This window comes from Streptomyces sp. NBC_00193 (genome assembly GCF_026342735.1).
Lineage (GTDB): Bacteria > Actinomycetota > Actinomycetes > Streptomycetales > Streptomycetaceae > Streptomyces > Streptomyces stoeckheimensis.
Genome location: NZ_JAPEMM010000001.1, coordinates 1,435,813 through 1,461,099 on the forward strand (window position 1 = coordinate 1,435,813; position 25,287 = coordinate 1,461,099).

Genomic DNA, 25,287 nt, shown 5'->3' on the forward strand with positions numbered 1-25,287 from the left:
GTTCCGTGCATTGCGCACATTCCAGGAGTTTCGTCGTGAAAACACCTCGGTCCCGTGCGGCTGTGAGCCGTACGGGACCGAGGGACGCGCGTGGGGCGGTACCCGACCGTCAGTGGCTCGGGTTGATGTCCGCCGGAAGCGCTGCGATGAAGGGGTGGTCGCGCTCGATCAGGCCGAGCTTGGAAGCACCACCGGGCGAACCGAGCTCGTCGAAGAACTCGACGTTCGCCTTGTAGTAGTCCTTCCACTCCTCCGGAGTGTCATCCTCGTAGAAGATGGCCTCGACCGGGCAGACCGGCTCACACGCACCACAGTCGACGCACTCGTCCGGGTGGATGTACAAGGACCGCTGGCCCTCGTAGATGCAGTCGACGGGGCACTCTTCGATGCATGCCTTGTCTTTGACGTCGACACAAGGCTCCGCGATGACGTAGGTCACGCTCTCGTTCCTCCTCATAAGGGCTTTCCATATCGCGCGGGAGCGCGGCGTCGTCGATGCCCGCCTCTAGTATCTCCGTTCCCGGGCACGATCCGAACAGGAGGGGCGGACAGAGCTGTGGAAATCACTGCCGGTGGACGGCTGGAGATCCGGATTACACCCGCTGACGTGGGTAAACGTGTCTCTGTGCGACGGGTGGAGCACAGCTCGACCGGGGGCCCCTCTTTCACGGACACCGTAGGGGTTCTCACATCCTGGAACGAAGGTGTGGTGACGATCACACGAAAGACCGGCGAGTCCGTCCGCATCGCGGAATCCTCACTGGTGGCGGGCAAGGTCGTACCGGCCGCTCCGGCCCGCCGCAGGGGCCCCGCGGCCTCCTTCGAGGAGCTCGCGCGGGTCTGCGCACGGTCCTGGGTGCCGCTGGAGAGCGAGCCGCTGGGCGAGTGGACGCTGCGCGCGGCCGGCGGATTCACCCGCCGGGCCAACTCCGTGCTGCCGCTCGGTGATCCCGGTGTCCCGCTGGACGATGCACTCGCGCGGGTGACGTCCTGGTACGCGGAGAGGGATCTTCCGGCCTACGTCCAGACCGCCACGGGGGCCGCGGGCACGCAGGAGCTGCTGTGCGCGGAGCTGGAGGACCGGGGCTGGGTCCGCGAGGTGTCGGCGCTGGTGCAGGTCGGCGGGCTGGCGGCGGTGGGCGACCTGGACGTGGACGATGCCGTGCTCGCGGGCGTACGGCTGACCCGCACTCCGGACGAGGACTGGCTCTCCCGCTACGGGCGGGTGAAGGATCCCGATACCGCCCGCCGGGTGCTGACGGCGGGGCCGTCGGTATGGTTCGCGGCGGTGCCCGGCCGGGCGATCGGGCGGCTCGTGGTGGACGGCCGGTGGGCCGGGTTCGGCGCCGTCGAGGTCGACCCGGAGCACCGGCGCCGCGGCCTCGCCTCGGCCGTGATGGCGGCGCTGGCGCGGCGCGCGCTGGAGGAGGGCGCATCGGCGGCCTGGCTCCAGGTGGAGAGCGACAACGCCGGGGCGCGGGCGCTGTACGAGGGGATGGGCTTCGGGACGCACCACTCCTACCACCACTACCGCCGGGCGGCGGTGTGACCTCGCCCTGGCGGGAGCGGTTCGCGGCCGAGGCGCGGGCGGAGCGGCCCGACCTGGCCACGCTGTGTCTGCTGCTGGCCGCGGAGGGGGACCCGGAGCTCGACGAACGGGCCATGGACTGGGCGCAGATCGAGCTGGACCGGCTGGCGGGGATGCTGCCGTACGGGCTGCGGGGCGCTCGCGCATGGGCCTCGGCGGTGTCCGAACTGCTGGGCGGGCGGCTGGGTTTCCACGGCACGCCGGCCGACTACGACCGGCTCTCGTCCTCGATGCTGCACGAGGTGCTGCGGCGGCGCCGGGGGCTGCCCATCCTGCTGTCCGTGGTCTGGCTGGAGGTGGCCCGGCGGGCCGGGGCTCCGGTGTACGGGCTGGCCCTGCCGGGGCACTTCGTGGTGGGCTTCGGGGATCCGGAGGAGGGTGTGGTCGTCGACCCCTTCGCGGGGGGCGCCTCGCTGGGCGCGGGTCCGGCGGAGCTGGCGGCGGGGCCGCGGACCGCGGCGCGCACGATGGACATCGTCCTGCGGATCCTGAACAACATCCGGGTGTGGGCCTCGTCGCGGCCCGAGCACTCGGGGGTGGCGCTGTGGGCGCTGGACCTGGCGCTGCTGCTGCCCTCGCATCCCGCGGCGTTGCGGTACGAGCGGGCGAAGCTGCTGGTGGAGCGCGGGGAGTTCGCGGCGGGGGCGGCGGAGATGGAGTCCTACGCGGTGGTCGTGGACGTGATCGATCCGCCGGCCGCGGTGCGGATTCGTGCCGAGGCGATGGCGGCGCGGGCCCTGCTGAACTAGGCCGCCTGGGTACCGGCCCCCCGGCTGCGGGTGGCCGCTGCGCGGGGCGAGGTCCCCTACCCGCCCTTCCGCCGTTCCCCGGGTCTCCGCCCCGGACCCTGAAACACCCCGGAGCCCCTCGGGAGGGGCTCCGGGGTGTTCGTGGTCAGCTCGGGTTGGTGGGGATGACCCCGGTCCGTTCGGCGGTCGTCTTGCCGCGCAGGGCCTTGCCGAGGACTCCGGCGACGTCCTGCGGGGTGACGGCGGTCTTCTCGCCGGTGCCGCGCATGATGAGGACGCCGTCGAAGGTGTTCCCGTAGGCCGTCTTGAGGGCCTCCAGGTCGTACTTCTCGACGAGGTGTCCGTCGACGACCTGCATGCTCAGGATCTTCGGCAGGGACTTGGCGCCCAGCGGGATGGACTTGGTGCCCGCCTTGACGACGACCGGCGCCGACATCGCGGGCGTGGCGAAGTCCTTCATGGCCCGGTCCAGTTCGGCCTGGTCCACGACCGGGTCCTTGGTGGCGACCGGGAGGGTGACCGGGGCGGCCTTGCCGCTTTCGACCATGTCGTGGAAGGCCTTCGTGACCAGGCCCACGGAGCCGTCCACGTCGAGCGTGGAACCGGCCTTGCCGGGGACCGCGACGGCCTTGCCGGTGTCGAAGGTGATGGTGCCCTCGGTGGCGGAACCGGCGGTGCCGGCCAGCTCCTGGAGGGCGACCCGCAGCTTCTCGTCGTCGATGGGCAGGACGGCCTCGGCCTTGCGCTCGCTGCCGAAGAGCGAGCCGATGACCGTGACGGGGTTGTAGTCGCTGCCCGCGGCGTTGCGGACGGTGGTCTGGCTGTCCAGGCTCAGGCCGGCCTTCTCGGGCTTCAGCTCGACCGTCTTGCCGCCGACGGTGAGCTGGAGCGGGGCGGCGGCACGGTTGCCGAAGGACGTCTGGAGCTTGGCGACGGCCTCGTCGCGGCTGCCGCTGATGTCGACGCCCATGACGGTGGTGCCCTTGGGGACGTCGGAGTGGTTGAGGAGCAGACCGGCTCCGTAGGCCACGCCGCACAGCACGAAGAGGGCTCCGCCGAGGAGGACCACCTTGTTGCGGCCCTTCTTGGCGGGCCGGGCCGGGGCGGGCGCGGCTGCCTTGGGCTTGGCCTTGTTCGCGGCCGCCGGGGCGGGCGCGGGCTGCGGGTATCCGGCCTCGTCCAGCTCGGGGCCGGGCCAGCTCGGCTCCGGCGCCCCGCCCACCGGTACGGAGCCCAGCGCGGGCCCGCCGGTCGGACCGTCGGGACCGCGGCCGCTGCCGGGCCAGGCCGGGGCGGGCGGAACGGGGGCGATCAGGGCCTTGGCGACCGGACCGGTGGTGGGGCCGGAGCCGTAGTCGACGCCGGCCTGCGGCGCGGAGGGTCCGGCGGGACCGGGTCCCTGCGCGGGGCCCGCGGGGGCGCCCGTACCGGGGCCGCCGGGGGGTGCGGGGTAACCGGCGCCCGGGCCGCCGCCGACGCCGGGGCCGCCGGGGCCGGGGCCCATCGGCGCACCGGGGCGCGGCCCTGCCGGGCCCTGGGCGAAGCCCTGCTGCGCGGGACCGTCGAAGCGCGGGCCGCCGGCCTGGACCGGGGCGGGACCGGGACCACCGGGGCCGGGGCCCATGGGCGCACCCGGACCGGGACCCATCGGCGCACCGCGGCCGGGGCCCATCGGCGCACCGGGACCAGGACCCATCGGCGCACCCTGGCCGGGAGCCATCGGTGCACCGGGGCCGGGGCCCATCGGCGCACCAGAACCGGGGCCCATCGGCGCACCAGGACCGGGGCCCATGGGTGCACCCGGGCCGGGGCCCATCGGCGCACCCGGGCGCGGCCCTGCCGGGCCCTGGGCGAAGCCCTGCTGCGCGGGCCCGTCGAAGCGCGGGCCGCCGGCCGGAGCCGGTCCGCGCCCCGGGGCCGGGGCGGGGGCGGGAGCCATCCCCGGGGCGGGCGGGGAGCCCGCCTTGCGCGGTGCGAACCAGTTGCTGGGCATGCCCTCGCCCGGACCCGGCTCGGGCGCGGCCGGCGGGGTGACGGGCTCGGGCGCCTGCGCCTCGGCTTCGGGCATGGTCTGGCGTACGACCACGGGCGGAATCGGCCGCGAACCCGGGATGTTGATCCGGATCCGGGTCGTCAGCTGGGTCTCCGTCTTCGGCCCGTCGGAATCGGGCGTGGACGGCTTCGCGGGCGGTGCGGTCACTGAACTCTCCTCCGGAATGGTCGCCGCGCCCGGACGGGGGGCACTGTCGTGGTCGGATACTGGCCTGATCCGTACGGAGCCGCGCCCGAGGGGTGGGCGGCTCCGCCGGGCCCGTTGGGCCCGGAGGACGGACTGTCAGTATCACGACTCAAAGCAGGTTCTCCCGATCGGCTCCGCCGCCCGTCATTGGGTGCGCGGGCAGCTCGGCGGCCGGTCCACCATACTGGCCACCGCCCGCGCACACCCGGCCGCCGGGAACGAAGGGTTCCCCTTGACCTCCTGTGCGCCCCCTCCGCACCCCTCCTGAGCACCTGTCGCCCGGGCTCCGCGGGTCCGTGGACGCGGCGGCCGAGCCGCTCGTCAAGGCGTCGGGCGCGGCCGACGCCGCGTCACCTGGCGTTCCTGGCGGCCGAAAGCGGCCGGTCCTCCGGGAGGCTCATCGTGGCGCACATCACAGCGAGCACCACTCCACCCAAAAGGTAGACGTACATGCTGATTCCGGACGAACCGAGCAGGAAGTCGCCCTCCGGCCGGGGCACGCCGAGGATCACGTAGGAGAGGAACCAGCCACCCGTGGCCGCTCCGACGCCGATGCCGGTGCCCAGGGCGATCCGGCCGCCGAGGAACAGGCCGAGGAGCGCGAGGAGCGCGAGGACCAGTCCGCCCGGGAACCACAGGTCGACGACGAGCCAGCCGGCGACGCCGACCACCACCCCTGCCGCCAACAGGCCCAGCAGGGTGCCGATCCGCCCCGCGTTCCACGCGCCGGTCACGCCCGTACCCCCGCGAAGAGGTCGCGCTCGCGCTCGCCCGCCGGGACGCCGGGCGTGCCCACGGCCAGCTCGTAGTACTCGTGGGTGAACAGCGGTTGCGCCAGGTCGTTGGAGAGCGCGAAGAAGGGCCCGTCCACGGCGATCTGGGTGGCATGGGCGCGCATCGCGGCGGTCTTGGCGGCCACGAACGCCTGCTCGGCGGCCTCGTCCCCGCCGATCTCGGCGGTGATGCGCTCGTCGGCCACCACGCCCGGCACGTCGTCCGGCGTGGCCGGCTCCGGGAAGGGCACCTCGCTCCCGGCCTCGTGCAGCCGGGCGAAGCCCTCCTCGACGACCGTGCGCGGGACCCGGTTCCAGTAGAGCTTCTCGATGGCGTGCGGTGCGCCGAGGTCCCGGCGGTAGGCGGGTTCCGCGGCCAGTTCGGCGGCGCGGGTGGCGACGCGGTGGGCCTGGATGTGGTCGGGGTGGCCGTAGCCGCCGTCCGGGTCGTAGGTGACGAGGACCTGGGGGCGCAGTTCGCGGATCACCTCTACGAGGTACCCCGCGGCCTCGTCCACGTCGGCGGACCAGAAGGCGCCGGGCCGGTGGTTCTGTTCGGCGCCCATCATCCCGGAGTCCCGGAAGCGGCCGGGGCCGCCGAGGAACCGGTGGTCGGCGACGCCCAGTTCCTTCATGGCCTCGGCGAGTTCGCCGATGCGGTGGGCGCCGAGGGCGTCCTCGCGGTCGGCCGTCAGGTGGGCGAGGTCGGACGGGATGACCTCACCCTCCTCGCCGAGCGTGCAGGTCACCAACGCGACATGGACGCCCTCGGCCGCGTACTTGGCCATGGTGACGCCGTTGTTGATCGACTCGTCGTCCGGGTGCGCGTGCACGAGCAGGAGCCGACGGGCGGGAAGACCGTTCATGGCACCAGCCTACGAGGACCCGCCACCCGGAACCCCACGCGGCGACCCCTGCAGCGCTAGAACTTGAGGCCGCTGATCATGCTCGCCACGTTGTTGGTCAGCTGGGAGAGCGTCGGAGCCACGGTCGAGCTCGCCAGATAGAAGCCGAGCAGTACACAGACCACTGCGTGACCCGCCTTCAGGCCCGAACGCCGGACCAGCAGGAAGACGACGACTGCCAGCAGCACCACGGCCGAGATCGATAGTGCCACGGCGTTTCACCTCCACGTCGAGCGGACATCGGGTTCGCGTACTCGCAACTCGGTGCTCGGCAGAGTCATACCCACCGTGCGCTACGGATCATAACTATCCGTACCCCGACATCGATTGATTCCGGCAGCACGAGGGGCGCATGCCGCGCACGTCCGGGGTCACAGGAGTGCCGGCCGGGGAAGCTGTACGCCTCCCCGGCCGGCTGTCGGCACCCGCACGGCCGCACGGGACCAGGCTGCCCGGCCCAGATCTCGGGACAGAAACGGTCAAGTTGCCTACGTGTTAACCGAGTTGCCGGTTCACCGGGTGCCGTTCACAGCTGTGGCGAGAAATGAGCGGTCGCGGGGGCCCGTGGCTCACTCCTTGGTCGGCGGTCCCGGCTGCGGTCCCGGCTGCGGTCCCGGCTGTGTTCCCGTGGGCGGTCCCGGCGGCGGGCCCGGCGGAAGGACGGCCCGTTCGGATGCGAAATGGCACGCCGAGGGGTGGGCCGTCGGGCCGCCCGGGAGGAAGGCCGGGATCTCCAGCAGCGGGACCTCCGAGGCGCAGCGCGCCTCGGCCTTCCAGCAGCGGGTGCGGAAGCGGCAGCCCGAGGGCGGATTGGCCGGGGAGGGCACATCACCGGAGAGGATGATCCGCTCGCGGCCCGCGCGGGCCTCCGGGTCGGGAACCGGAACGGCGGAGAGCAGCGCCTGGGTGTACGGGTGGGTGGGGTGGTCGTAGATCTGGGTGTCGGTGCCGATCTCGACGATCCGGCCCAGGTACATGACGCCGACCCGGTCGGAGATGTGGCGGACGATCGAGAGGTCGTGCGCGATGAACACGTAGGAGAGGTTGAACTCGTCCTGGAGGCGCTCCAGGAGGTTGACCACCTGGGCCTGGACGGAGACGTCGAGGGCGGAGACGGGCTCGTCGGCGACGATGATCTCGGGCTGGAGGGCGAGGCCGCGGGCGATGCCGATGCGCTGGCGCTGGCCGCCGGAGAACTGGTGCGGGTACCGGTTGATGTACTCCGGGTTGAGGCCGACCACGTCCAGGAGCTCTTGGACCTTGCGGCGCCGGTCGCCCTTGGGGGCCACCTCGGGGTGGATCTCGTAGGGTTCGCCGATGATGTCGCCGACCGTCATGCGCGGGTTCAGCGAGGTGTACGGGTCCTGGAACACCATCTGGATGTTGCGGCGTACGGCCTTCAGGGCGCGGCCGGACAGCTTGGCGAGGTCCTCGCCCTTGTACGTGATCGCGCCCGCCGTCGGGCGTTCGAGGTTGACCAGCATCTTGGCGACGGTGGACTTGCCGCAGCCCGACTCCCCGACGATGCCGAGGGTTTCGCCGGCCCGCAGGTCGAAGGAGACCCCGTCGACGGCCTTGACGGCGCCGACCTGCTTCTTGAAGAGGATGCCCTGGGTCAGCGGGTAGTGCTTGACCAGGTCCTCCACCACGAGGATGGACTCAGCCACCGAGGCACTCCTTCCAGAAGAAGCACGCACTGGCGCGGTCCGGTCCGACCTCGGCCAGCGGCGGTACGTCGGTGCGGCAGACGGCCCGGGCCATCGGGCAGCGTGGGTTGAAGGCGCAGCCGGGCGGGATGGCGAGCAGGTTGGGCGGCAGGCCCTTGATGGCGTACAGCTCCTGGCCCTTCTGGTCCAGGCGCGGGATCGAGTCCAGCAGGCCGCGGGTGTACGGGTGCGCGGGGTTCCTGTAGATCTCGTGGACGGGGGCCGCCTCGACGATCCGGCCGGCGTACATGACGGCGATCTTGTCGGCCACGTCGGCGACGACGCCGAGGTCGTGGGTGATCAGGATCAGGCCCATGTTCAACTCGCGCTGGAGCTCCGCGAGGAGGTCCATGACCTGGGCCTGGACGGTGACGTCCAGGGCGGTGGTCGGCTCGTCCGCGATGATGAGCGAGGGTTCGAGGGCCATCGCCATGGCGATCATGATGCGCTGGCGCATGCCTCCGGAGAACTGGTGCGGGTAGTCCCCCACCCGCTCCCGTGCCGCCGGGATCTTCACCCGGTCCATCAGCTCGACGGCCTTGGCCCGGGCGTCCTTGCGGGACATCCCGCGGTGGACCTCGTACATCTCGCCGAGCTGCGCGCCGACGCTCAGGACCGGGTTGAGGGAGGACAGGGCGTCCTGGAAGATCATGGCCATCTCGGCGCCGCGGACCTTCCTGCGCTCCTCCTCCTTCATCTTCAGCAGGTCCCGGCCCTTGAAGAGGATCTCGCCGCCCGCGATGCGGCCGGGGGGCATGTCGAGAATGCCCATGACGGCTTGGGCGGTGACCGACTTGCCGGAGCCGGACTCGCCGAGCACGGCGAGGGTCTCGCCTTCGGCCACGGAGTAGTTGACCCCGTTGACGGCCTTGGCGACTCCGTCCCGCGTCTTGAATTCCACGTGCAGATCGCGCACTTCGAGCAGCATGTGCGGGGCTCCTCAGCGCAGCTTGGGGTCGAGGGCGTCGCGCACCGCGTCGCCGAGCATGATGAACGCGAGCACGGTGATGCTCAGCGCGCCCGCCGGGTAGAGCAGCATGTGCGGGGCGTTGCGGATCTGGGAGGCGGCGTTGGAGATGTCGATGCCCCAGGAGACCGTCGGGGGGCGCAGGCCGACGCCGAGGAAGGACAGGGTGGCTTCCAGGGCGATGTAGGTGCCGAGCGCGATGGTGGCGACGACGATGACGGGCGCGATGGCGTTGGGCGCCACGTGCCGCAGCAGCATCCGCCCGTTGCCGGCGCCCAGTGCCCGCGCGGCCTGGACGTAGTCGTTCTGTTTGGCGGTGATGACCGAGCCGCGGGCGATGCGGGCCAGTTGGGGCCAGCCGAGCAGCACGATGAAGCCGACGACGGGCCAGACGGTGGTGCTGGTGACCACGGACAGGAAGACCAGGCCGCCGAGGACCACGGGGATGCCGAAGAAGATGTCGGCGACCCGGGAGAGCAGTGAGTCGCCCCAGCCGCCGAAGAACCCGGCGAGCCCGCCGAGCGCGGAGCCGAGGAGGGCCGCGCCGAGGGTGGCGCAGATGCCCACGGTGATGGAGGCGCGGGCCCCGTAGACGGTTCGGGTGTACACGTCGCAGCCCTGGGTGTCGTAGCCGAAGGGGTGGCCCGGGGAGGAGCCCTGCTGCGATTTGGACAGGTCGCACTGGAGCGGGTCGCCGCTCGCGATGAGCTGCGGCCAGATGGAGATGACCACGAGGAAGAGGATCAGGAGCGTGGAGACGAGGAAGACGGGGTTGCGGCGCAGCTGGTGCCAGGCGTCGGACCACAGCGAGCGGGCCCGTCCGCCGGAGGCGGCTGATGGATGCAGCTCCTGGGGGCCCACGGGGGCTCCCCCGAGCTCCTTCTCCAGGGACTCCCCCTCTTCCAGGGCGAGATCCATGGCGCCCCCTTGGCCGGTGGGGGCGATGGACTCGTGGGGGCCGTGGGGGCCGGGTCCCAGCGGGTCGTAGGCGGCGCGCTCGGGATCGGGCTCAGGCATAACGGATCCTCGGGTCCAGGACCGCGTAGAGCAGGTCGACGAGCAGGTTCGCCAGCAGGAAGACGATCACGAGGATGGTCACGAAGCCGACCACCGTCGGGGAGTTGTTGCGCAGGATGCCCTGGTAGAGCTGGTAGCCGACCCCGTGGATGTTGAAGATCCGCTCGGTGACGATGGCTCCGCCCATCAGGGCGCCGATGTCGGTGCCGATGAAGGTGACCACGGGGATCAGCGAGTTGCGCAGCAGGTGGCGGGTGACGACCCGGCGCCGGGGCAGGCCCTTGGCCACGGCGGTGCGGACGTAGTCGGCCTTGACGTTCTCGGCGATGGAGGTCCGGGTGAGCCGGGTGACGTAGGCGAGGGAGACCAGCGCGAGCACGATGCCGGGCAGGATCAGCTCGTTGAAGGGGGCGTCCGGGGAGACGGTGGGCCGCACCCAGCCCCATTTGACGCCGAAGAGGAACTGGAGGAGGTAGCCCGTCACGAAGGTGGGCACCGAGATCACCACGAGGGTGAGGACGAGCACGCCGCTGTCGATGGACTTGCCGCGCTTGAGGCCGCTGATCACGCCGAGGGTGATGCCGACGACGATCTCGATGGCGATCGCGACGATGGTCAGGCGCAGGGTCACCGGGAAGGCCGAGGCCATGAGTTCGGTGACCTTCTGGCCGTTGAACGCGGTGCCGAAGTCGCCCTGGAAGATCTGGCCCATGTAGTGCAGGTACTGCTTCCACAGGGGCTGGTCGAGGTAGAGGTCCTTGCGGATGCGCGCGGCGGTGGCGGGGTCGGGAGCCTTGTCGCCGAAGAGGGCGGCGACCGGGTCACCGAGCGCGTACACCATGAAGAAGATCAGGAACGTGCTGCCGATGAACACGGGGATCATCTGGAGCAGTCGCCGGATCACATAACGTCCCATGGACTGCTCCAGGATCGATCCGCGAGAAGGGTCAGCTGACCTTGATCTGGTCGTACACGGGGACGCTGAACTGGTTGAGCGCCACGTCCGAGATGCGCTCCGAGTGGCCGGCGCTGCCGTTCTGGTACCAGAGCGGGATGGACGGCATCTGGGCGGCGAGGATCTTCTCCGCTTCCTGGAACTTGGCCGTCGCCTTGGCGGTGTCGCTCTCCCGGTTGGCCTCGTCGACGAGCTTGTCGAAGTCCGGGTTACTGAACTTGCCGTAGTTCGAGGAGGCGCCGGTGTAGTACAGCGGCTCCAGGAAGTTCTGGATCAGCGGGTAGTCGGCCTGCCAGCCGGAGCGGAAGGGGCCGGTCAGCTTGAAGCTGCTCTGCTGGTTGCGGAAGTCGGCGAAGGTGCCGACGGGGTTGACGGTGCAGACCGGGCCCTCGCCCAGGGCGTTGTTGATGCTGTTGCAGACGGCGTCCATCCAGTCGCGGTGCGAGCCGGTGTCCACGTTGGAGGTCAGCGTGACCTTGCCGCCGGGCAGTCCGCCGGCCTCCTGGATGAGCTTCTTGGCCTCGGTGGGGTTGAAGGAGCAGGCCTCGCCGCAGGCGGTGGCGGAGAAGCCGCCCTTGTCGCCGAGGGCCGGTGAGGTCCAGTCCTTGGCCGGGGTGCGGGTCTCGCGGAAGATCTGCTTGGTGATCTCGTCGCGGTTGATCGCCATCGAGATGCCGCGGCGGACCTTGTCCATGCCCTCCTTGCTCCACTGCGGGTCGTACAGCGGGAAGGTGAGGGTCTGGATGATCAGGGCGGGCTGGTTGATGTAGCGGTCGCCGAGGTCGTTCGCGACGTTCTTCAGCTGCTGCGCCGGGATGTCGTCGACCAGGTCGAGGTTGCCGGAGATCAGGTCGGTGTAGGCGGTGTTGTTGTCGGTGTAGACCTTCAGGTCCACTCCGCCGTTGACCGCCTTGTCCTCGCCCGTGTAGGCGTCCCACTTGCGCAGCTTCATGCCGGTGCCCTTGGTGTACGAGTCCACCGTGTAGGGGCCGTTGCCGACGGGCTTCTTCAGCCAGCCTTCGTGGTCGGTGAAGAAGGACTTGGGCAGGGGCGAGAACGCCTGGTAGCCGAGGGTCTCGGGCCAGGTGGAGAACTTCTCCTTGAGGGCCACCGTGAAGGTCTTGGGGTCCTTGACGACCAGGCCGGACATGGTCTTGGCCTTGGGGTCGCCCTTCTCGGGGTGGACGTCCGCGTAGCCGACGATGTCGGAGAAGAAGGGCGAGTTGTTCTGCTTCTTGGTGACGTCCGCGCCGTAGTTCCAGGCGTCCACGAAGGACTGCGCGGTGACGGGCTCGTCGTTGCTGAACTTCCAGCCGTCCTTCAGCGTGATGGTGAAGTTCTGGCTGTCGGTGGTCTCGATCTTCTCGGCGAGGAAGTTCTTCGCCTCGCCGGTCTTGGGGTCGTACCGCTTGAGCCCCCGGAAGATCATGTCGAGGACCTTGCCGCCCTGGACCTCGTTGGTGTTGGCGGGCTCCAGCGGGTTCTGCGGGTCACCCCACGAGGAACTGACGATTCCCGCTTCGCCGCCTCCGCCGCTGTCGCTTCCGCCGCCGCAGGCGGTCGCCGCGAGGGCGACGGCCGCCGCACATGCGGCCCACTTGGCGTGGGTGGCTCCGCGCATGGAGTGCCTCCTCATGGATCCCAAGACTCACTTAGGGGCCAATGTCACCCTATGTGGGGTCCCGCACACTCCCGGTTGGACCGATTGCACCCTCGCGCCCCCCGCCTGTCACCCCTGCGAGTGCAAAGCGGGGTTCGCCGCGCGGGGTCACGGCGTGGGGTCCCGGCCCGGGGTCAGAGCATCAGCTCCCAGGTGTCCACCGCGTGGTGCGTCGTCATGCCGTGCGCCTCGTACAGCGCGAGCGCTCCGGTGGTGTTGCCCGTGTCCACGCCGAGGCCCAGGGTGGCGCGGCCGCGGGCGGCGTAGGCGGCGAAGCAGTGGCGCAGCAGGAAGCCGCCGACGCCCCGGCCGCGGGCCTGCGTCCGTACGCCGAGGTGGCTGAGCCAGCCCATGCTGGTGCGGTCGTCGCGGGTGAGCAGGACCCCCGCGTCGCCCAGTACGGGCAGGCTCGCGATCCATACCAGCGACCAGTCCAGGCTCCGGCCGTCGATGTGGTCGAGCCAGGGCTCGTACGGGCGCCGCACGTGCCCGAAGTGGTCGGCGAAGGTCTCCTCGATCAGGGCGTGGACGCGCCGGCGGTCGCTCTCGTCCCCGTCACAGGGGCGAAGGGTGAGCCCGGCGGGCGGGACCGGGGGCGTGTCGGCGGGGCCCAGGGGGCGGGTCAGCACCCGGTAGCGGCGCACCGTGCGGTAGCCGCGGCCGGGCAGCAGGCCGGGGTCGAGGGTGCGTCCGCCGCTCGGTGCGAGCCACAGGAAGGGGCGATCGGCTCCGGCGGTGAGTTCGCGGGCCCGGGTCTCCACCCGCTCCAGCAGCCGTACGGCGGCCTCGCGGCGGCCCGGCAGGACCCGGAAGTGGCAGTCGGCGCGGCCGGGGCCGGAGTCGGCCCACACCAGGGCGTAGCCGAGGAGCCGGCCGTTCTGGAAGGCGAGGAAGGAGTCGGCTTCCAGGTCGACGTCGGGGTGGTGCAGATCGGCCTCGACGGCGCCGAGGTCGGTCTCCGGGCGGCCGATCTCGATCCGGTCGATGGTGTTGAGGAGCCCGCAGATGTCCCCGGAGTCGGAGGGCCCGGCGGGCCGTACGGTGAGCATGCGGGCCATCAGACCATGCCGGCCGTCGGGGCGCCGTGAGCGGGCGGGGGCGCGCCCCCGGCCCGGCACCCCCGGCCCGGCGCGCCCCGCCCCGCGGACGCCCGGGGGCGCAACGCCAGGGCGCCCGCCGCCGGAAAGGATCCGGTGACGGGCGCCCTGGGTGTCGCTTCGGGGAGGTCAGACGGCCAGGACGGCCTTCTCCTCGGCGAAGTGGCAGGCCGACTCGTGCGCGGCCAGGGACTTGACTCCCTTGAAGCGCTCCGGGATCGCGAGGAGCGGCTCCTCCACGGAGCACTTCTCCTCGGCCTTCCAGCAGCGGGTGCGGAAGCGGCAGCCCGACGGCGGGTTGGCCGGCGAGGGGACGTCACCGGTGAGGATGATCCGCTCGCGGCCCTCGCGGGCGGCCGGGTCCGGCACCGGCACCGCGGAGAGCAGCGCCTGGGTGTACGGGTGGGTCGGGTGCTCGTAGATCTGCTCGTCGGTGCCGATCTCGGCCATCTTGCCGAGGTACATGACGCCGACGCGGTCCGAGATGTGCCGGACGATCGACAGGTCGTGCGCGATGAAGATGTAGGAGAGGTTGAACTCCTCCTGCAGCTTCTCCATCAGGTTGATGACCTGGGCCTGCACCGACACGTCGAGCGCGGAGACCGGCTCGTCGCAGATGATGATCTCCGGGTTGAGCGCGAGGCCGCGGGCGATGCCGATGCGCTGGCGCTGGCCGCCGGAGAACTGGTGCGGGTACCGGTTGATGTACTCCGGGTTGAGACCGACGACGTCCAGGAGCTCCTGCACCTTGCGGCGCCGGTCGCCCTTGGGGGCCACCTCGGGGTGGATGTCGTAGGTCTCGCCGATGATGTCGCCGACCGTCATGCGCGGGTTCAGCGAGGTGTACGGGTCCTGGAACACCATCTGGATGTTGCGGCGGACGGCCTTCAGGGCGCGGCCGGACAGCTTGGTGATGTCCTGGCCCTTGTAGAAGACCTCGCCGGCGGTGGCGCGTTCCAGGTTCATCAGCAGCTTGGCGACGGTGGACTTGCCACAGCCGGACTCGCCGACGATGCCCAGGGTCTCGCCCTGGTACAGGTCGAACGAGATGCCGTCGACGGCCTTGACGGCACCGACCTGCTTCTTGAACAGGATTCCCTGGGTGAGCGGGAAGTGCTTGACGAGGCCCCGGACCTGGAGGATCGGCTCGCGCGCGGGGGCGTTGGTGAGCTCAGCCATGGAGCTGCTCCTTCCAGAAGTGGCAGGCGCTGTGACGGCCGGCCAGCTCGCTGCCGTCCTGCTCGCTGACGGGCTGCAGGGCGGGGATCTCGGACCGGCAGATGTCCTGCGCGGCGATGCAGCGCGGGCTGAACGAGCAGCCGCTGGGCAGGCGCAGGAGGTTCGGCGGCAGGCCCTTGATCGCGAAGAGCTCCTGGCCCTTCTGGTCCAGGCGCGGGATCGAGTCCAGCAGACCGCGGGTGTACGGGTGCGCCGGGCGCTTGTAGATCTCGTGGACCGGAGCGGTCTCGACGATCCGGCCGGCGTACATGACCGCGATCTTGTCCGCGACGTCGGCGACGACGCCGAGGTCGTGGGTGATCAGGATCAGACCCATGTTGAGCTCGCGCTGGAGCTCCGCGAGGAGGTCCATGACCTGGGCCTGGACGGTGACGTCCAGGGCCGTGGTCGGCTCGTCCGCGATGATCAGGTCGGGCTCCAGCGCGATCGCCATGGCGATCATGATGCGCTGGCGCATACCGCCGGAGAAGTGGTGCGGGTAGTCGTCGACCCGCTGCTTCGCCGCCGGGATCTTGACCTTCTCCATCAGTTCGATGGCCTTGAGCCGGGCGTCCTTCTTCGACATGCCCTCGTGGACGCGGAACATCTCGCCCAGCTGGTAGCCGACGGTGAGCACCGGGTTCAGGGAGGACAGGGCGTCCTGGAAGATCATGGCGATCTTCCGGCCGCGCAGCTTGCGCCGCTCCTCGAAGCTCATCTTGAGCATGTCCTGGCCGCGGAAGAGGATCTCGCCCTGCGGGATCTTGCCGGGGGGCATGTCGAGGATGCCCATGATGGCCTGGGCCGTCACGGACTTGCCGGAGCCGGACTCGCCGAGCACGGCGAGGGTCTCGCCGGCGCTCACCGAGTAGTTGACGCCGTTGACTGCCTTGGCGACACCGTCGCGGGTGTGGAACTCGACGTGCAGGTCGCGCACTTCGAGGAGCGGCGTCTGCGGGTCCCCGTCACGCGGGGAGGGAAGGCTGGAGGTGTTGTCCATGGTGATCACTTACGCCCTCCTCAGCGCAGCTTGGGGTCGAGGGCGTTGCGGACCGCTTCGCCGAGCATGATGAAGGCGAGGACGGTGATGCTGAGCATGATCGAGGGGTACAGCAGGATGTGCTGGGCCACTCGGATCTGCGAAGCACCGGCGGAGATGTCCACGCCCCACGAGATGGTCGGCGACGCGAGGCCCAGACCCAGGTAGGACAGGGTGGCCTCGGCCGCGATGTAACCGCCGAGCGCGATCGTGGAGACCACGATGACCGGGGCCATGGCGTTCGGCAGGATGTGCCGGAACAGGATCCGGGTGGTGCCCGCGCCCAGCGCCTTCGCGGCGTGCACGTAGTCCGCCTGCTTCACGGTGATGACCGCTCCGCGCATGACGCGGTTGATCTGCGTCCAGCCGAGGAAGGCCAGGGCGAAGACGACCGTCCACACGGTGCGGTTGGTGAAGGCCTGGAGGACGACCATCGCGCCGAGCAGGAAGGGGATGCCGAAGAAGATGTCGGTGATGCGCGACATGATCGCGTCGGTCACGCCGCCGAAGTAGCCGGCGATCATGCCGGTGATGCCGCCGAGCACGGTGACGATCGCGGTGACGGCGATCGCGACGATGACCGAGGCGCGGGTGCCGTAGATGAGGCGCGCGTAGACGCTGCGTCCCTGGCCGTCCCAGCCGAGCCACTCGGGAGAGCCGACCTTGGCCAGCTCCGGCTTGCCGAGGAAGTGGTTGACCAGGTCGCCCTTGGTGGGGTCGATGCTGGTGAACCAGCCCGGGAAGGCGGCGATCACGAGCAGTACGAAGATCAGCGCCGAGGAGACGACGAAGTACGGGTTGCGACGCAGGTCGGCCCAGGCGTCGCCCCAGAGGCTGCGGGCCTTCTCGGCCTTCACCGGCTCCACCGGGGCGCCGGGCGCCACGGAGGTCTCGGCCGCCACGGTGTCGGTCTTGGTCAGATCAGGCATACCGGATCCTCGGGTCCATGACCGCGTAGAGGAGGTCGACGAGCAGGCTGGCTATGAGGTAGACCACGACGAGGACGGTGACGACACCGACCACGGTCTGGCCTTCACGGCGGACGACCGATTCGTAGATCAGACCGCCGACGCCGTGGACGTTGAAGATGCCTTCGGTGACGAGGGCACCACCCATCAGGGCGCCGATGTCGGTGCCGAGGAAGGTGACGACGGGGATCATCGAGTTGCGCATGAGGTGCACACCGATGACGCGGCGCTTGGGCAGGCCCTTGGCCACGGCGGTGCGGACGTAGTCCGCGCGCAGGTTCTCGGCCATCGAGGTACGGGTCAGGCGGGCCACGTAGGCGAGCGAGAGCGAACCCAGGACGATGGCCGGCGCGAGCAGTTCGCCCCAGGTCTCGTCGTTGCTGACGTTCGGTTCGATCCAGCCGAGCTGGAAGGCGAACACCGACTTGACGATGAAGCCGAGCACGAAGACCGGCATCGAGATGATCAGCAGGGTGAGGATCAGGATCACGTTGTCGGCGAGCTTGCCGGCCTTGAGGCCGGCGACGATCCCGAGGGCCAGGCCCAGGACGATCTCGATCGCGAACGCCAGGAAGGCCAGGCGCAGGGTGACCGGGAAGGCGGCCCCGACGACCTCGGTGATCTCACGTCCACTGCGGATCTGGGACCCGAAGTCGAAGTGGAACAGGATGCCGGTGATGTAGTTCCAGTACTGCTGCCACAGCGGCAGGTCCAGGCCGTGCTGGTGGCGCAGGGCGGCCAGCGTTGCGGGGTCGGTGCCCTTGTCCCCGAAGAGTCCGGCCACGGGATCGCCGGGCAGGCTGTACACCATCAAAAAGATGAGCAGGGTCGTCCCGAAGAAGACCGGGATCATCTGGAGCAGTCGTCGTGCGACATAGCGCCCCATCATGCCTCCGTAGAAGATGCGGCAGGCGCAGCCGGACGGGCCCTTTCGCCACGCACGCGCGTGACGGTTCCGTCACTGCGTCGCGAAAGGGCCCCCCGGGCGCTGCATGTTAGGCCCGGATGTGGGCCGGCTCCCCGCCGGCCCACATCCGTCGAAAGGAATTACGCGGTAGGACTTACTTCTTGACCTCGACCTGGTCGAGGATCGGGTCGCCGTCCTGGGCGTACTTCACGTTCTGGACCTTCTCGGAGTAGCCCGCGTTGACCTTGTAGTACCAGAGCGGGATGGAAGGCATGTAGTTGACGAGTTCCTTCTCGATGGCCTGGTAGGCCTTCACGGACTCGTCGAGCGTCGCGGCGCTGTCGGCCGCGGCGATCTTGGCGTCGAGCTCGGGGCTGGTGAAGCCACCCTGGTTGCCGCCGGCGCCCGTACGGAACAGGTCGCTGATGAAGTTGGCGTTCACCGGGTAGTCGAGGACCCAGCCGGAGCGGTAGATCGACTTGACCTGCTTGGACTTGCGGGCCTGGAGGTCGGCCTGGAAGTCCGGCTTGGCGTCACCGGTGCACTTGACGCCGGTGGCCTGGGTGATGCTGCCGCAGACGGCCTCGACCCATTCCTTGTGACCGCCATCCGAGTTGAACTGGATGAAGATCTCGTTGTTCGGGACGCCGCCGCCCTCGGCGATGAGGGCCTTGGCCTTCGCCGGGTCGAACTTGGTGACGTCACCGGAGCCGGTCGGCGTGTAGCCGAGGACGCCCTTGGCGACCCAGCCGGTCGCCGGCTCACGGGTGCCCTGGAGCACCGTCTTGGTGATGGTGTCGCGGTCGATCGCCATCGACAGACCCTGGATGACCTTGGGGTCGACCTTCTTCGGGGTCTTCCACTGGTCGGCGTAGTACGCGATGGCCAGCGTCTGGACGGCGGAGTACGCCTGGTCCACGGCGCGGTCACCGAGGTCGGCGCGGTAGACCGGGAGGTCCTTCGGGCTGATCTGACGCAGGACGTCGACGTTGCCCGACTTCAGGTCCTCGTAGGCGGTCTCGAGGGTGGTGTAGTTCTTGAGAATCACACCGCCGTTCTTCGCCTTGTCTTCGCCCTTGTAGTCGTCGAAGCGCGTGAGCTCGATCTGCTTCTTGTGCTCCCACGCCTTGAACTTGTACGGGCCGTTGCCGACCGGCTTCTCACCGGCGGCCGCGGGGTCCGCGTAGAACGAGGCGGGCAGCGGGGAGAAGACCTCGTAGCCGAGCTTGTACGCGAAGTACGGCACCGCGTTGGCGAGCTCGATGGTGAAGGTGTTCTCGTCGACGATCTTCAGACCCTCGAGAGCGTCACCGGTGGGCTTGGCGCCCTCCGCCTCGGGGTGCAGGGCCTCGAAGCCCTTGATGTCGGCGAACCAGGACGCGTTGCCCTGCTTGTTGTTGATGTTCGCGGCCCAGTTCCACGCCTTGACGTAGGACTCGGCGGTCACCTTGGTGCCGTCGTGGAAGGTCCAGCCCGGCTTCAGCTTGACGGTCCAGAGCTTGCTGTCCGTGCTGGTGACCGACTCGGCGTTGACGTTGACGATCTTGCCGTCGGCGTCGTAGTCGACCAGCTGGGAGAACAGACCGGACATCGCGATCGAGCCGTTGGACTCCATCGTGTCGGCCGGCTGGAGAAGCTTCTCCGGCTCGCCGACCTCGATCGAGTAGATGCCGTTCGGGTCAACCTCACCCTTGGCGCCGGCGTCCTTGCCATCACCGCCGCCACAGGCAGTCGCTGCCAGGGCGACGACAATCGCGCCCGCTACCCACTTGGCGCTCTTGGCACCGCGCATGGGTTTCCTCCTCATGAGTCCACTGTCTGATGTGAAGGACACAGGTGTGCTTCGCCGACACCCCTGACGGCGATAGGACCGGTGTCCCGAGTGTGCTCGTGAGTCGACGCTCCCCACAGCGTGTGACCCATTGACCCGAGCTCAATGGAGCCATCCTCAGGGACTGCTTGACCGTAAACCACACTTAAGTGGTCTCGTTTTCACAACATCGCACTACGGCTAAAACCCGAAATCCGGACAAACGGATAGGAGACAGACATGAACGAAACGGACTGTTAGCTCTTCTTCCGGAGTGTCACGGTCGGTATGCGGACACCGGACCGAAACAATCCGCTTGACAAAAGCGAACAGCCCCCTCCGTCACGGTGTACGTGACGGAGGGGGCTGCTCACAAAAGCCCGTAACGGGCAGGACCCAGGTGTGACCTAGGTCCTACGCGACTACTTGCCGGACTTGGCGCGCGACGCGGTGCGCGAGCGGTCCTTCTGGTCCAGGACGACCTTGCGGATGCGGACGGCCTCCGGGGTCACCTCGACGCATTCGTCGTCGCGGCAGAACTCCAGGGACTGCTCCAGGGAGAGCCTGCGCGGGGGCACCACGTTCTCCGTGTTGTCCGCCGAAGCCGCACGCATGTTGGTGAGCTTCTTCTCCTTGGTGATGTTCACGTCCATGTCGTCGGCGCGCGAGTTCTCGCCGACGATCATGCCCTCGTACACCTCGGTGCCGGGCTCGGTGAACAGGACACCGCGCTCCTGCAGGTTGATCATCGCGAACGGCGTGACCGAACCGGCGCGGTCGGCGACCAGCGAACCGTTGTTACGGGTCACCAGCTGGCCGAACCACGGCTCCAGGCCCTCGTGGATCGAGTGCGCGATGCCGGTGCCGCGCGTACCGGTCAGGAACTCGGTACGGAAGCCGATGAGGCCACGGGACGGGACGACGAACTCCATGCGGACCCAGCCGGAGCCGTGGTTCGACATGTTGTCCATGCGGCCCTTGCGGACGCCCATGAGCTGCGTGACCGCGCCCATGTGCTCCTCGGGGACGTCGACCGTCATGCGCTCGACCGGCTCGTGCACCTTGCCGTCGATGATCTGCGTGACGACCTGCGGCTTGCCGATGGTCAGCTCGAAGCCCTCGCGGCGCATCTGCTCGACCAGGATGGCGAGCGCGAGCTCACCACGGCCCTGGACCTCCCAGGCGTCGGGACGCTCGGTGTCGAGGACGCGGAGCGAGACGTTACCGACCAGCTCGCGGTCCAGACGGTCCTTGACCTGGCGGGCGGTGACCTTGCGGTCCTTGACCGCGGACTTGGCGTCCGCGCCCTTGCCGCTGCCGCCGCGGCCGACCATCGGGGAGGTGTTCGTACCGATGGTCATCGAGATCGCCGGCTCGTCGACCGAGATCAGCGGGAGTGCGATCGGGTTCTCCGGGTCGGCCAGGGTCTCGCCGATCATGATGTCGGGGAAACCGGCCACCGCGCAGATGTCACCCGGGCCGGCCACCTCGGCCGGCTTGCGGGTGAGCGCCTCGGTCATCATCAGCTCGGTGATGCGGACGTTGGAGATGGTGCCGTCACGCTTGATCCACGCGACGGTCTGGCCCTTGCGGAGCTCGCCCTGCTCGACGCGCACCAGCGCGATGCGGCCGAGGAAGTTGTCCGCGTCCAGGTTGGTGACGTGGGCCTGGAGGGGGGCCTCCTCGTCGTACACCGGGGCCGGGACGTGGGCCAGGATGGTGGAGAAGAAGGGCTCCAGGCTGTCGCTGTCCGCGGGGACGGTGCCGTCCTCCGGCTTGGTCAGCGAGGCGACGCCGTCACGGCCACAGGCGTAGACGATCGGGAACTCGATCTGGTCCTCGTCGGCGTCCAGGTCGAGGAAGAGGTCGTACGTCTCGTTGACGACCTCGTCGATCCGGGAGTCCGGACGGTCCGTCTTGTTGATGCAGAGGATGACCGGCATCTTCGCCTGCAGGGCCTTGCGCAGGACGAATCGGGTCTGCGGCAGGGGGCCCTCGGAGGCGTCCACCAGCAGGACGACGGCGTCCACCATCGACAGACCGCGCTCGACCTCACCACCGAAGTCGGCGTGGCCGGGGGTGTCGATGATGTTGATCGTGATCGGGGCCGACCCGTCCTTCGGGTGGTACTTCACCGCCGTGTTCTTGGCGAGGATCGTGATGCCCTTCTCACGCTCCAGGTCGTTCGAGTCCATCATGCGGTCGTCGAGGTGCTGGTGGGCGGCGAAGGCACCGGCCTGCTTGAGCATGGCATCGACGATGGTCGTCTTGCCATGGTCGACGTGGGCGACGATGGCGACGTTACGGATGTCGTGGCGCGTGGGCACTTCGGCGCTTCTCCCGGGATCGTGGATGGCGACGCGTACGGTCCGGCACGCGCGCCTCGACCGGGCGGAAAACCTGCCACGGCCTTACCCCATCGTACGTCGGCTGGCGGGAACCGCCTGCCGGGGGGTCTGTCAAGAGGCCGGACGACTGAGCAGGGCCGGGTCCTGGGTGGGGGGACTCGGCCATCGGTGGAACCTGTAAACACGCGGGTCAACGGGTATCTACGACCTTGCCCGCCGGGTGATCCGGCGGGCAAGGGACTTGAGTCACATCTGAGCTTGAGACCTTCGAATCAACCCCGGATGCACCCGTTCGTCATCACTTCTTCGCGTTCTTCTCCTTGGCCGCGGCCGGCTTCTTCCAGCCGATGTCCTGGTACCGCGGGGCTCCGAGGCCGAAGGCGCCGGCATTGACGAGGCCCGGCTTCACGGCCACCAGCTCGGGGCGCTGGTAGAGCGGGATGGACCCGGCCGTCGCCCAGATCCGGGCGTCGGCCTTGCGCATCAGCTCGCGGGAGGCCGCCTCGTCCAGCTCGCCGAGCGCCTGGTCGAAGAGCTGGTCGATGTGGTCGGTGCCGACCCGGGTGTAGTTCTGTTCGACCAGCAGCGAGCCGTCCGCGGCCGGCTCCGGCTTGGCGAAGATGGGCCGGGCGTCGGTGGCCGGGTAGGCGGTCGCGGGCCACGAGTAGAGCGCCAGGTCGTACTGGCCCGAGGCGATGTGGTCCTTGAAGAAGCTCTCGTCGGCCACCTTGGTCAGCTCGGTCTGCACGCCGACCTTCTGGAGCATCTGCGCGATCCGCTCGCCGACCGTGCGCAGCGCCTCCGAACCGGGACCGGCCGGCAGGACGAAGCGCAGGGCGAGGGGCTTGCCGTCCTTGGCGAGCATGTTGCCGGAGGTGCGTACGGCCTGCTTGGCGGGGGCCGGGCTCGCCTTGGCCGGGTCCGCCGGTTCGGCGGCGGCCTCGGCGTCGAGGGCCGGGCTGCGCTTGCCGTCGTCCACGGCGTCGGCCTGGGCTTCGGCCTGGGCGCGCAGGTGCTGCTCCTGGAGGTCCGCGAACGGCTCCGGGGCGAGCACCGGGGAGGGGCGGTTCTGCGCGCCCTGCCCGCTCGCGGCGAAGGCGTCCGCGTCGACGATCTCGCCGTCGTGGGCGGAGCGGTACCGACCTTCGGGCAGGTCCGTGCCCGCCGGGTCCTCGGGGCCTTCGGGGCGGTCGTCGGGGTGGGTGTCGCGCAGGGCGGCCGCGAGCCGGGCGGCGCCCCCGGGCTTGCCGTCGTCCTGGCCGACGATGTAGAGGCCGTCGTTCCCGGTGCCCGGGCCCGCGGCGGGGCCCGCGGCCGGGCCCGCGGGGGTCTTGGAGTCGTCCGTCTCCTTCGCGGCCTCCGAGCCGGCCTTCGCACCGGCCGGCTCGGTGATCTTGCCGCCGCGGCGCCAGCCGGCGTCCGCGAGCAGGGCCTGCGAGGCCTGGGTGTCCTGGCCGCCGAGGGCGTCGCTGTTGTCGGCGTACGCCTGCTGCCCGGCCAGCGCGAGGTGGCTGCCCACCGGCTTCGCGGGCAGGCCGAGCGGCTTCAGGACGATGTCGGCGAGCGCCTGGCGGTCCAGGGCGCGGGCCACGGCGCGGCGTACCCGCTCGTCGGCGAGCGGGCCGCTCGCCCCGTTCATGGCGAGCTGGGTGTAGGCGGGCTCCAGGGACTTGCGGACGGTGAAGCCGCGCAGGGCGCTCTGCTCCTCGGCGTACCGTTTCACCGCCTCGGCGTGCTTCTGGCGGGTGGCCTGTGCCTCCTTGGCCTTGTCCTCGTCCAGTCCGAAGGCGAGCGCCCACGACAGGGTGGCCTGCGCGGCCGTCACCGAGGCGGCCGGGCCGTGGGCCCCGTCGGCCTTGGCGGCGTCGCGGCGGGCCAGGGCGATCCGGTCGGCCCCGGTGCGGTCGATCTCCGCGAGGTCGAGCTTGCCGGCGGCCAGCGCGGCCGGGCGTTCGGAGCGGGGCACCGCGGTGAGGACCAGGGTGTCGAGCTTGGCGGGGCTGCCCCACCAGCGCGGGTTGCGGGTCAGCGAGGCCGTACCGGTCTTCTTGTCGACGGCGCCCAGTCCGAAGGGGCCCGCGGTGACCTTCAGGGCGCCCCGGGCTCCCTCGTTGAAGCTCTCCGGGGTGCCGGTGACCTGCTTGGGGTAAAGGGGGCTGAAGAGGGAGCGCCAGTCGGCGTACGGCCTGACGAAGGTGACCTTGACCTCAAGGTCCGTCTTGCCGCGCTCGATCTTCTCGATCCGGTCGTAGCCGGCGTTGCGCGCCGTCCAGTAGGCGGAGTCCTTGCCGTTCAGGGCCCGCCACTGGGCGACGAAGTCGGCGGCGCCGATCTCGCGGCCGTCGCTCCAGACCGCCTGCTGGTTGAGCTTGTACAGGACGACCTGCTTGGGCTCCCGCTCGACGACCTCGGCCTTCTCCAGGTAGTCGGGATTGGCCACCGGCCGCCCCTTGCCGTCCAGCACGAACAGCTGGGGCAGTACCGCCCCGGCGATCCGGTTGGTGGTGGTGTCCGCATCGGCCTGGAAGGCGTTGAGGGTGCCCGGCATCGAGTCCACGGCCCACCGCAGCACCCCGCCGTCGGCGACCTTGTCGCGGGTGGCGGCCGCGATGTCCTGCCCGGCGGCGGCCGGGCCGCCCTCGTCTTCACCCGCGCCGCAGCCCGCGAGCAGCGGCAGTGCAAGAACTCCCGAGGTCAGGAGCGCCAAGGACCTGCGCCTTCTCTGGGACATGGGTGGTACCTCCGGGACGGGGCGTGGGGGGAGCCGTGAAAGGGGATGTTTTGATCACGTTCGGCGGTATATGGAGCTGATCACACTGGGTGCCGAAAACCACTGAAATCGACACCCCGCCGTACCCGCCGCAGCCGACCCCCGCCACGCCGCGAACCCCACCCGTGCGGACCAATCCGGCTTGCGCTCCGGGCGGGCGTTCCTCCGTAAGAGGGATGAAAATGGGGGCAGGGAGGGGCGCACGGTTCGCGCCTGCGCGCCCGCAATCGCTGCACGTCCCTTCACAACGGGGGACGGGAGGCGCGACACTCGCAGGCGCACATGAGCGTTGCCACCGCACTCAAGCGGAAGTGAGGGCAAATCATGTCCCTGCAAGACGATTTGACCGCCGTACGGCGCAACCTGAACGAGCTGGTCCGCTCCGTGGAGCAGCTGGAGAAGGATGTCGCGCGGCAGGCACCGGCCGCCTCCCGGCCTCCCGGCGCGGGCCCGATGGTCAGCGTCCCGGACACCCCGTACGACAGTGCGCTGTGGACGGACGCCGACGACGAAGGTCTCGGCGCCCGCGACCGCCGCGCTCCCTGACCCACTCTCTCCCGCACACCCCACG

The 25,287-nt window shown here is 70.0% G+C and carries 21 protein-coding genes; 3 read left to right on the top strand and 18 right to left on the bottom strand.

Annotated features, from left to right (window positions below):
• Positions 1 to 109: 109 nt before the first annotated feature.
• On the bottom strand, positions 110 to 439 hold the full coding sequence (gene fdxA / locus OG898_RS05980) for a ferredoxin (RefSeq protein WP_030868357.1): 330 nt from the start codon (positions 437 to 439) through the stop codon (positions 110 to 112).
• A gap of 117 nt (positions 440 to 556) precedes the next feature.
• On the opposite strand from fdxA, the gene OG898_RS05985 reads away from it, so the two are divergent.
• Together OG898_RS05985 and OG898_RS05990 are read left to right on the top strand one after the other, a co-directional pair.
• Positions 557 to 1,549 (top strand): GNAT family N-acetyltransferase, encoded by a 993-nt coding sequence (locus tag OG898_RS05985; protein WP_266955425.1) that lies wholly within the window; start codon positions 557 to 559, stop codon positions 1,547 to 1,549.
• The gene (locus tag OG898_RS05990; RefSeq protein ID WP_250741738.1) at positions 1,546 to 2,337 is read left to right on the top strand and encodes a transglutaminase-like domain-containing protein; all 792 of its coding nucleotides are present in this window, start codon (positions 1,546 to 1,548) and stop codon (positions 2,335 to 2,337) included. Before OG898_RS05985 ends, OG898_RS05990 begins: the two co-directional genes overlap by 4 nt.
• Before the next feature lie 145 nt (positions 2,338 to 2,482).
• Here the strand turns inward: OG898_RS05990 and OG898_RS05995 are convergent, their stop codons facing one another.
• The 17 genes from OG898_RS05995 to OG898_RS06075 all read right to left on the bottom strand — a co-directional run bounded on the left by OG898_RS05995 (position 2,483) and on the right by OG898_RS06075 (position 24,677).
• A complete protein-coding gene (locus tag OG898_RS05995; RefSeq protein ID WP_323182587.1) occupies positions 2,483 to 4,537 on the bottom strand; it encodes a hypothetical protein in 2,055 nt (684 codons plus the stop codon).
• Positions 4,538 to 4,926: 389 nt separating this feature from the next.
• Positions 4,927 to 5,310, bottom strand: a complete 384-nt coding sequence (locus tag OG898_RS06000) for a DUF6113 family protein (RefSeq protein ID WP_266955427.1) — start codon at positions 5,308 to 5,310, stop codon at positions 4,927 to 4,929.
• Complete coding sequence (gene mshB / locus OG898_RS06005; RefSeq protein ID WP_266955429.1) at positions 5,307 to 6,215, bottom strand: N-acetyl-1-D-myo-inositol-2-amino-2-deoxy-alpha-D-glucopyranoside deacetylase; 909 nt, start codon at positions 6,213 to 6,215, stop codon at positions 5,307 to 5,309. The genes OG898_RS06000 and mshB overlap by 4 nt, the downstream gene beginning before the upstream one ends.
• 56 nt (positions 6,216 to 6,271) lie before the next feature.
• On the bottom strand, positions 6,272 to 6,466 hold the full coding sequence (locus OG898_RS06010; protein ID WP_250741735.1) for a hypothetical protein: 195 nt from the start codon (positions 6,464 to 6,466) through the stop codon (positions 6,272 to 6,274).
• 357 nt (positions 6,467 to 6,823) lie between these two features.
• A complete protein-coding gene (locus OG898_RS06015) occupies positions 6,824 to 7,921 on the bottom strand; it encodes an ABC transporter ATP-binding protein (protein WP_266955431.1) in 1,098 nt (365 codons plus the stop codon).
• The gene (locus tag OG898_RS06020) at positions 7,914 to 8,888 is read right to left on the bottom strand and encodes an ABC transporter ATP-binding protein (RefSeq protein WP_250741733.1); all 975 of its coding nucleotides are present in this window, start codon (positions 8,886 to 8,888) and stop codon (positions 7,914 to 7,916) included. The genes OG898_RS06015 and OG898_RS06020 overlap by 8 nt, the downstream gene beginning before the upstream one ends.
• 12 nt (positions 8,889 to 8,900) lie before the next feature.
• Positions 8,901 to 9,845, bottom strand: coding sequence for an ABC transporter permease (locus OG898_RS06025; protein ID WP_250741827.1), 945 nt, complete (start codon positions 9,843 to 9,845; stop codon positions 8,901 to 8,903).
• Between the two features lie 91 nt (positions 9,846 to 9,936).
• Positions 9,937 to 10,860 carry an ABC transporter permease gene (locus tag OG898_RS06030; RefSeq protein ID WP_250741732.1) on the bottom strand — a complete coding sequence of 308 codons (924 nt, stop codon included), beginning with the start codon at positions 10,858 to 10,860 and terminating at the stop codon, positions 9,937 to 9,939.
• A gap of 31 nt (positions 10,861 to 10,891) precedes the next feature.
• The gene (locus OG898_RS06035; protein WP_266955434.1) at positions 10,892 to 12,520 is read right to left on the bottom strand and encodes an ABC transporter substrate-binding protein; all 1,629 of its coding nucleotides are present in this window, start codon (positions 12,518 to 12,520) and stop codon (positions 10,892 to 10,894) included.
• 173 nt (positions 12,521 to 12,693) lie between these two features.
• The gene (locus tag OG898_RS06040) at positions 12,694 to 13,608 is read right to left on the bottom strand and encodes an N-acetyltransferase (protein WP_266955436.1); all 915 of its coding nucleotides are present in this window, start codon (positions 13,606 to 13,608) and stop codon (positions 12,694 to 12,696) included.
• Positions 13,609 to 13,785: 177 nt separating this feature from the next.
• Positions 13,786 to 14,835 (bottom strand): ABC transporter ATP-binding protein, encoded by a 1,050-nt coding sequence (locus OG898_RS06045; protein WP_266955438.1) that lies wholly within the window; start codon positions 14,833 to 14,835, stop codon positions 13,786 to 13,788.
• Positions 14,828 to 15,883, bottom strand: coding sequence for an ABC transporter ATP-binding protein (locus tag OG898_RS06050; RefSeq protein WP_250741728.1), 1,056 nt, complete (start codon positions 15,881 to 15,883; stop codon positions 14,828 to 14,830). Before OG898_RS06050 ends, OG898_RS06045 begins: the two co-directional genes overlap by 8 nt.
• A gap of 11 nt (positions 15,884 to 15,894) precedes the next feature.
• Positions 15,895 to 16,842, bottom strand: coding sequence for an ABC transporter permease (locus OG898_RS06055; protein WP_250741727.1), 948 nt, complete (start codon positions 16,840 to 16,842; stop codon positions 15,895 to 15,897).
• Positions 16,835 to 17,767, bottom strand: a complete 933-nt coding sequence (locus OG898_RS06060) for an ABC transporter permease (RefSeq protein WP_250741826.1) — start codon at positions 17,765 to 17,767, stop codon at positions 16,835 to 16,837. Before OG898_RS06060 ends, OG898_RS06055 begins: the two co-directional genes overlap by 8 nt.
• A 175-nt stretch (positions 17,768 to 17,942) precedes the next feature.
• Positions 17,943 to 19,580, bottom strand: coding sequence for an ABC transporter substrate-binding protein (locus OG898_RS06065; protein ID WP_266955441.1), 1,638 nt, complete (start codon positions 19,578 to 19,580; stop codon positions 17,943 to 17,945).
• Positions 19,581 to 20,020: 440 nt separating this feature from the next.
• Complete coding sequence (gene typA, locus OG898_RS06070) at positions 20,021 to 21,925, bottom strand: translational GTPase TypA (protein ID WP_250741725.1); 1,905 nt, start codon at positions 21,923 to 21,925, stop codon at positions 20,021 to 20,023.
• 319 nt (positions 21,926 to 22,244) lie between these two features.
• Positions 22,245 to 24,677 carry an ABC transporter family substrate-binding protein gene (locus tag OG898_RS06075; RefSeq protein WP_266955443.1) on the bottom strand — a complete coding sequence of 811 codons (2,433 nt, stop codon included), beginning with the start codon at positions 24,675 to 24,677 and terminating at the stop codon, positions 22,245 to 22,247.
• Between the two features lie 363 nt (positions 24,678 to 25,040).
• Between OG898_RS06075 and OG898_RS06080 the strand changes: the two genes are divergently transcribed.
• Entirely contained in the window at positions 25,041 to 25,262 is a 222-nt protein-coding gene (locus OG898_RS06080; protein WP_250741723.1) for a hypothetical protein, read from the top strand.
• The last annotated feature ends 25 nt before the right edge of the window (positions 25,263 to 25,287 follow it).

Coding starts and splice junctions, on each gene's coding strand:
- mshB (WP_266955429.1), bottom strand. CDS start 6,215: ATGAACGGTCTTCCCGCCCGTCGGCTCCTGCTCGTGCACGCGCACCCG.
- OG898_RS06020 (WP_250741733.1), bottom strand. CDS start 8,888: ATGCTGCTCGAAGTGCGCGATCTGCACGTGGAATTCAAGACGCGGGAC.
- OG898_RS06025 (WP_250741827.1), bottom strand. CDS start 9,845: ATGGATCTCGCCCTGGAAGAGGGGGAGTCCCTGGAGAAGGAGCTCGGG.
- OG898_RS06030 (WP_250741732.1), bottom strand. CDS start 10,860: ATGGGACGTTATGTGATCCGGCGACTGCTCCAGATGATCCCCGTGTTC.
- OG898_RS06035 (WP_266955434.1), bottom strand. CDS start 12,520: ATGCGCGGAGCCACCCACGCCAAGTGGGCCGCATGTGCGGCGGCCGTC.
- OG898_RS06040 (WP_266955436.1), bottom strand. CDS start 13,608: ATGCTCACCGTACGGCCCGCCGGGCCCTCCGACTCCGGGGACATCTGC.
- OG898_RS06045 (WP_266955438.1), bottom strand. CDS start 14,835: ATGGCTGAGCTCACCAACGCCCCCGCGCGCGAGCCGATCCTCCAGGTC.
- OG898_RS06055 (WP_250741727.1), bottom strand. CDS start 16,842: ATGCCTGATCTGACCAAGACCGACACCGTGGCGGCCGAGACCTCCGTG.
- OG898_RS06060 (WP_250741826.1), bottom strand. CDS start 17,767: ATGGGGCGCTATGTCGCACGACGACTGCTCCAGATGATCCCGGTCTTC.
- OG898_RS06065 (WP_266955441.1), bottom strand. CDS start 19,580: ATGCGCGGTGCCAAGAGCGCCAAGTGGGTAGCGGGCGCGATTGTCGTC.
- OG898_RS06075 (WP_266955443.1), bottom strand. CDS start 24,677: ATGTCCCAGAGAAGGCGCAGGTCCTTGGCGCTCCTGACCTCGGGAGTT.
- OG898_RS06080 (WP_250741723.1), top strand. CDS start 25,041: ATGTCCCTGCAAGACGATTTGACCGCCGTACGGCGCAACCTGAACGAG.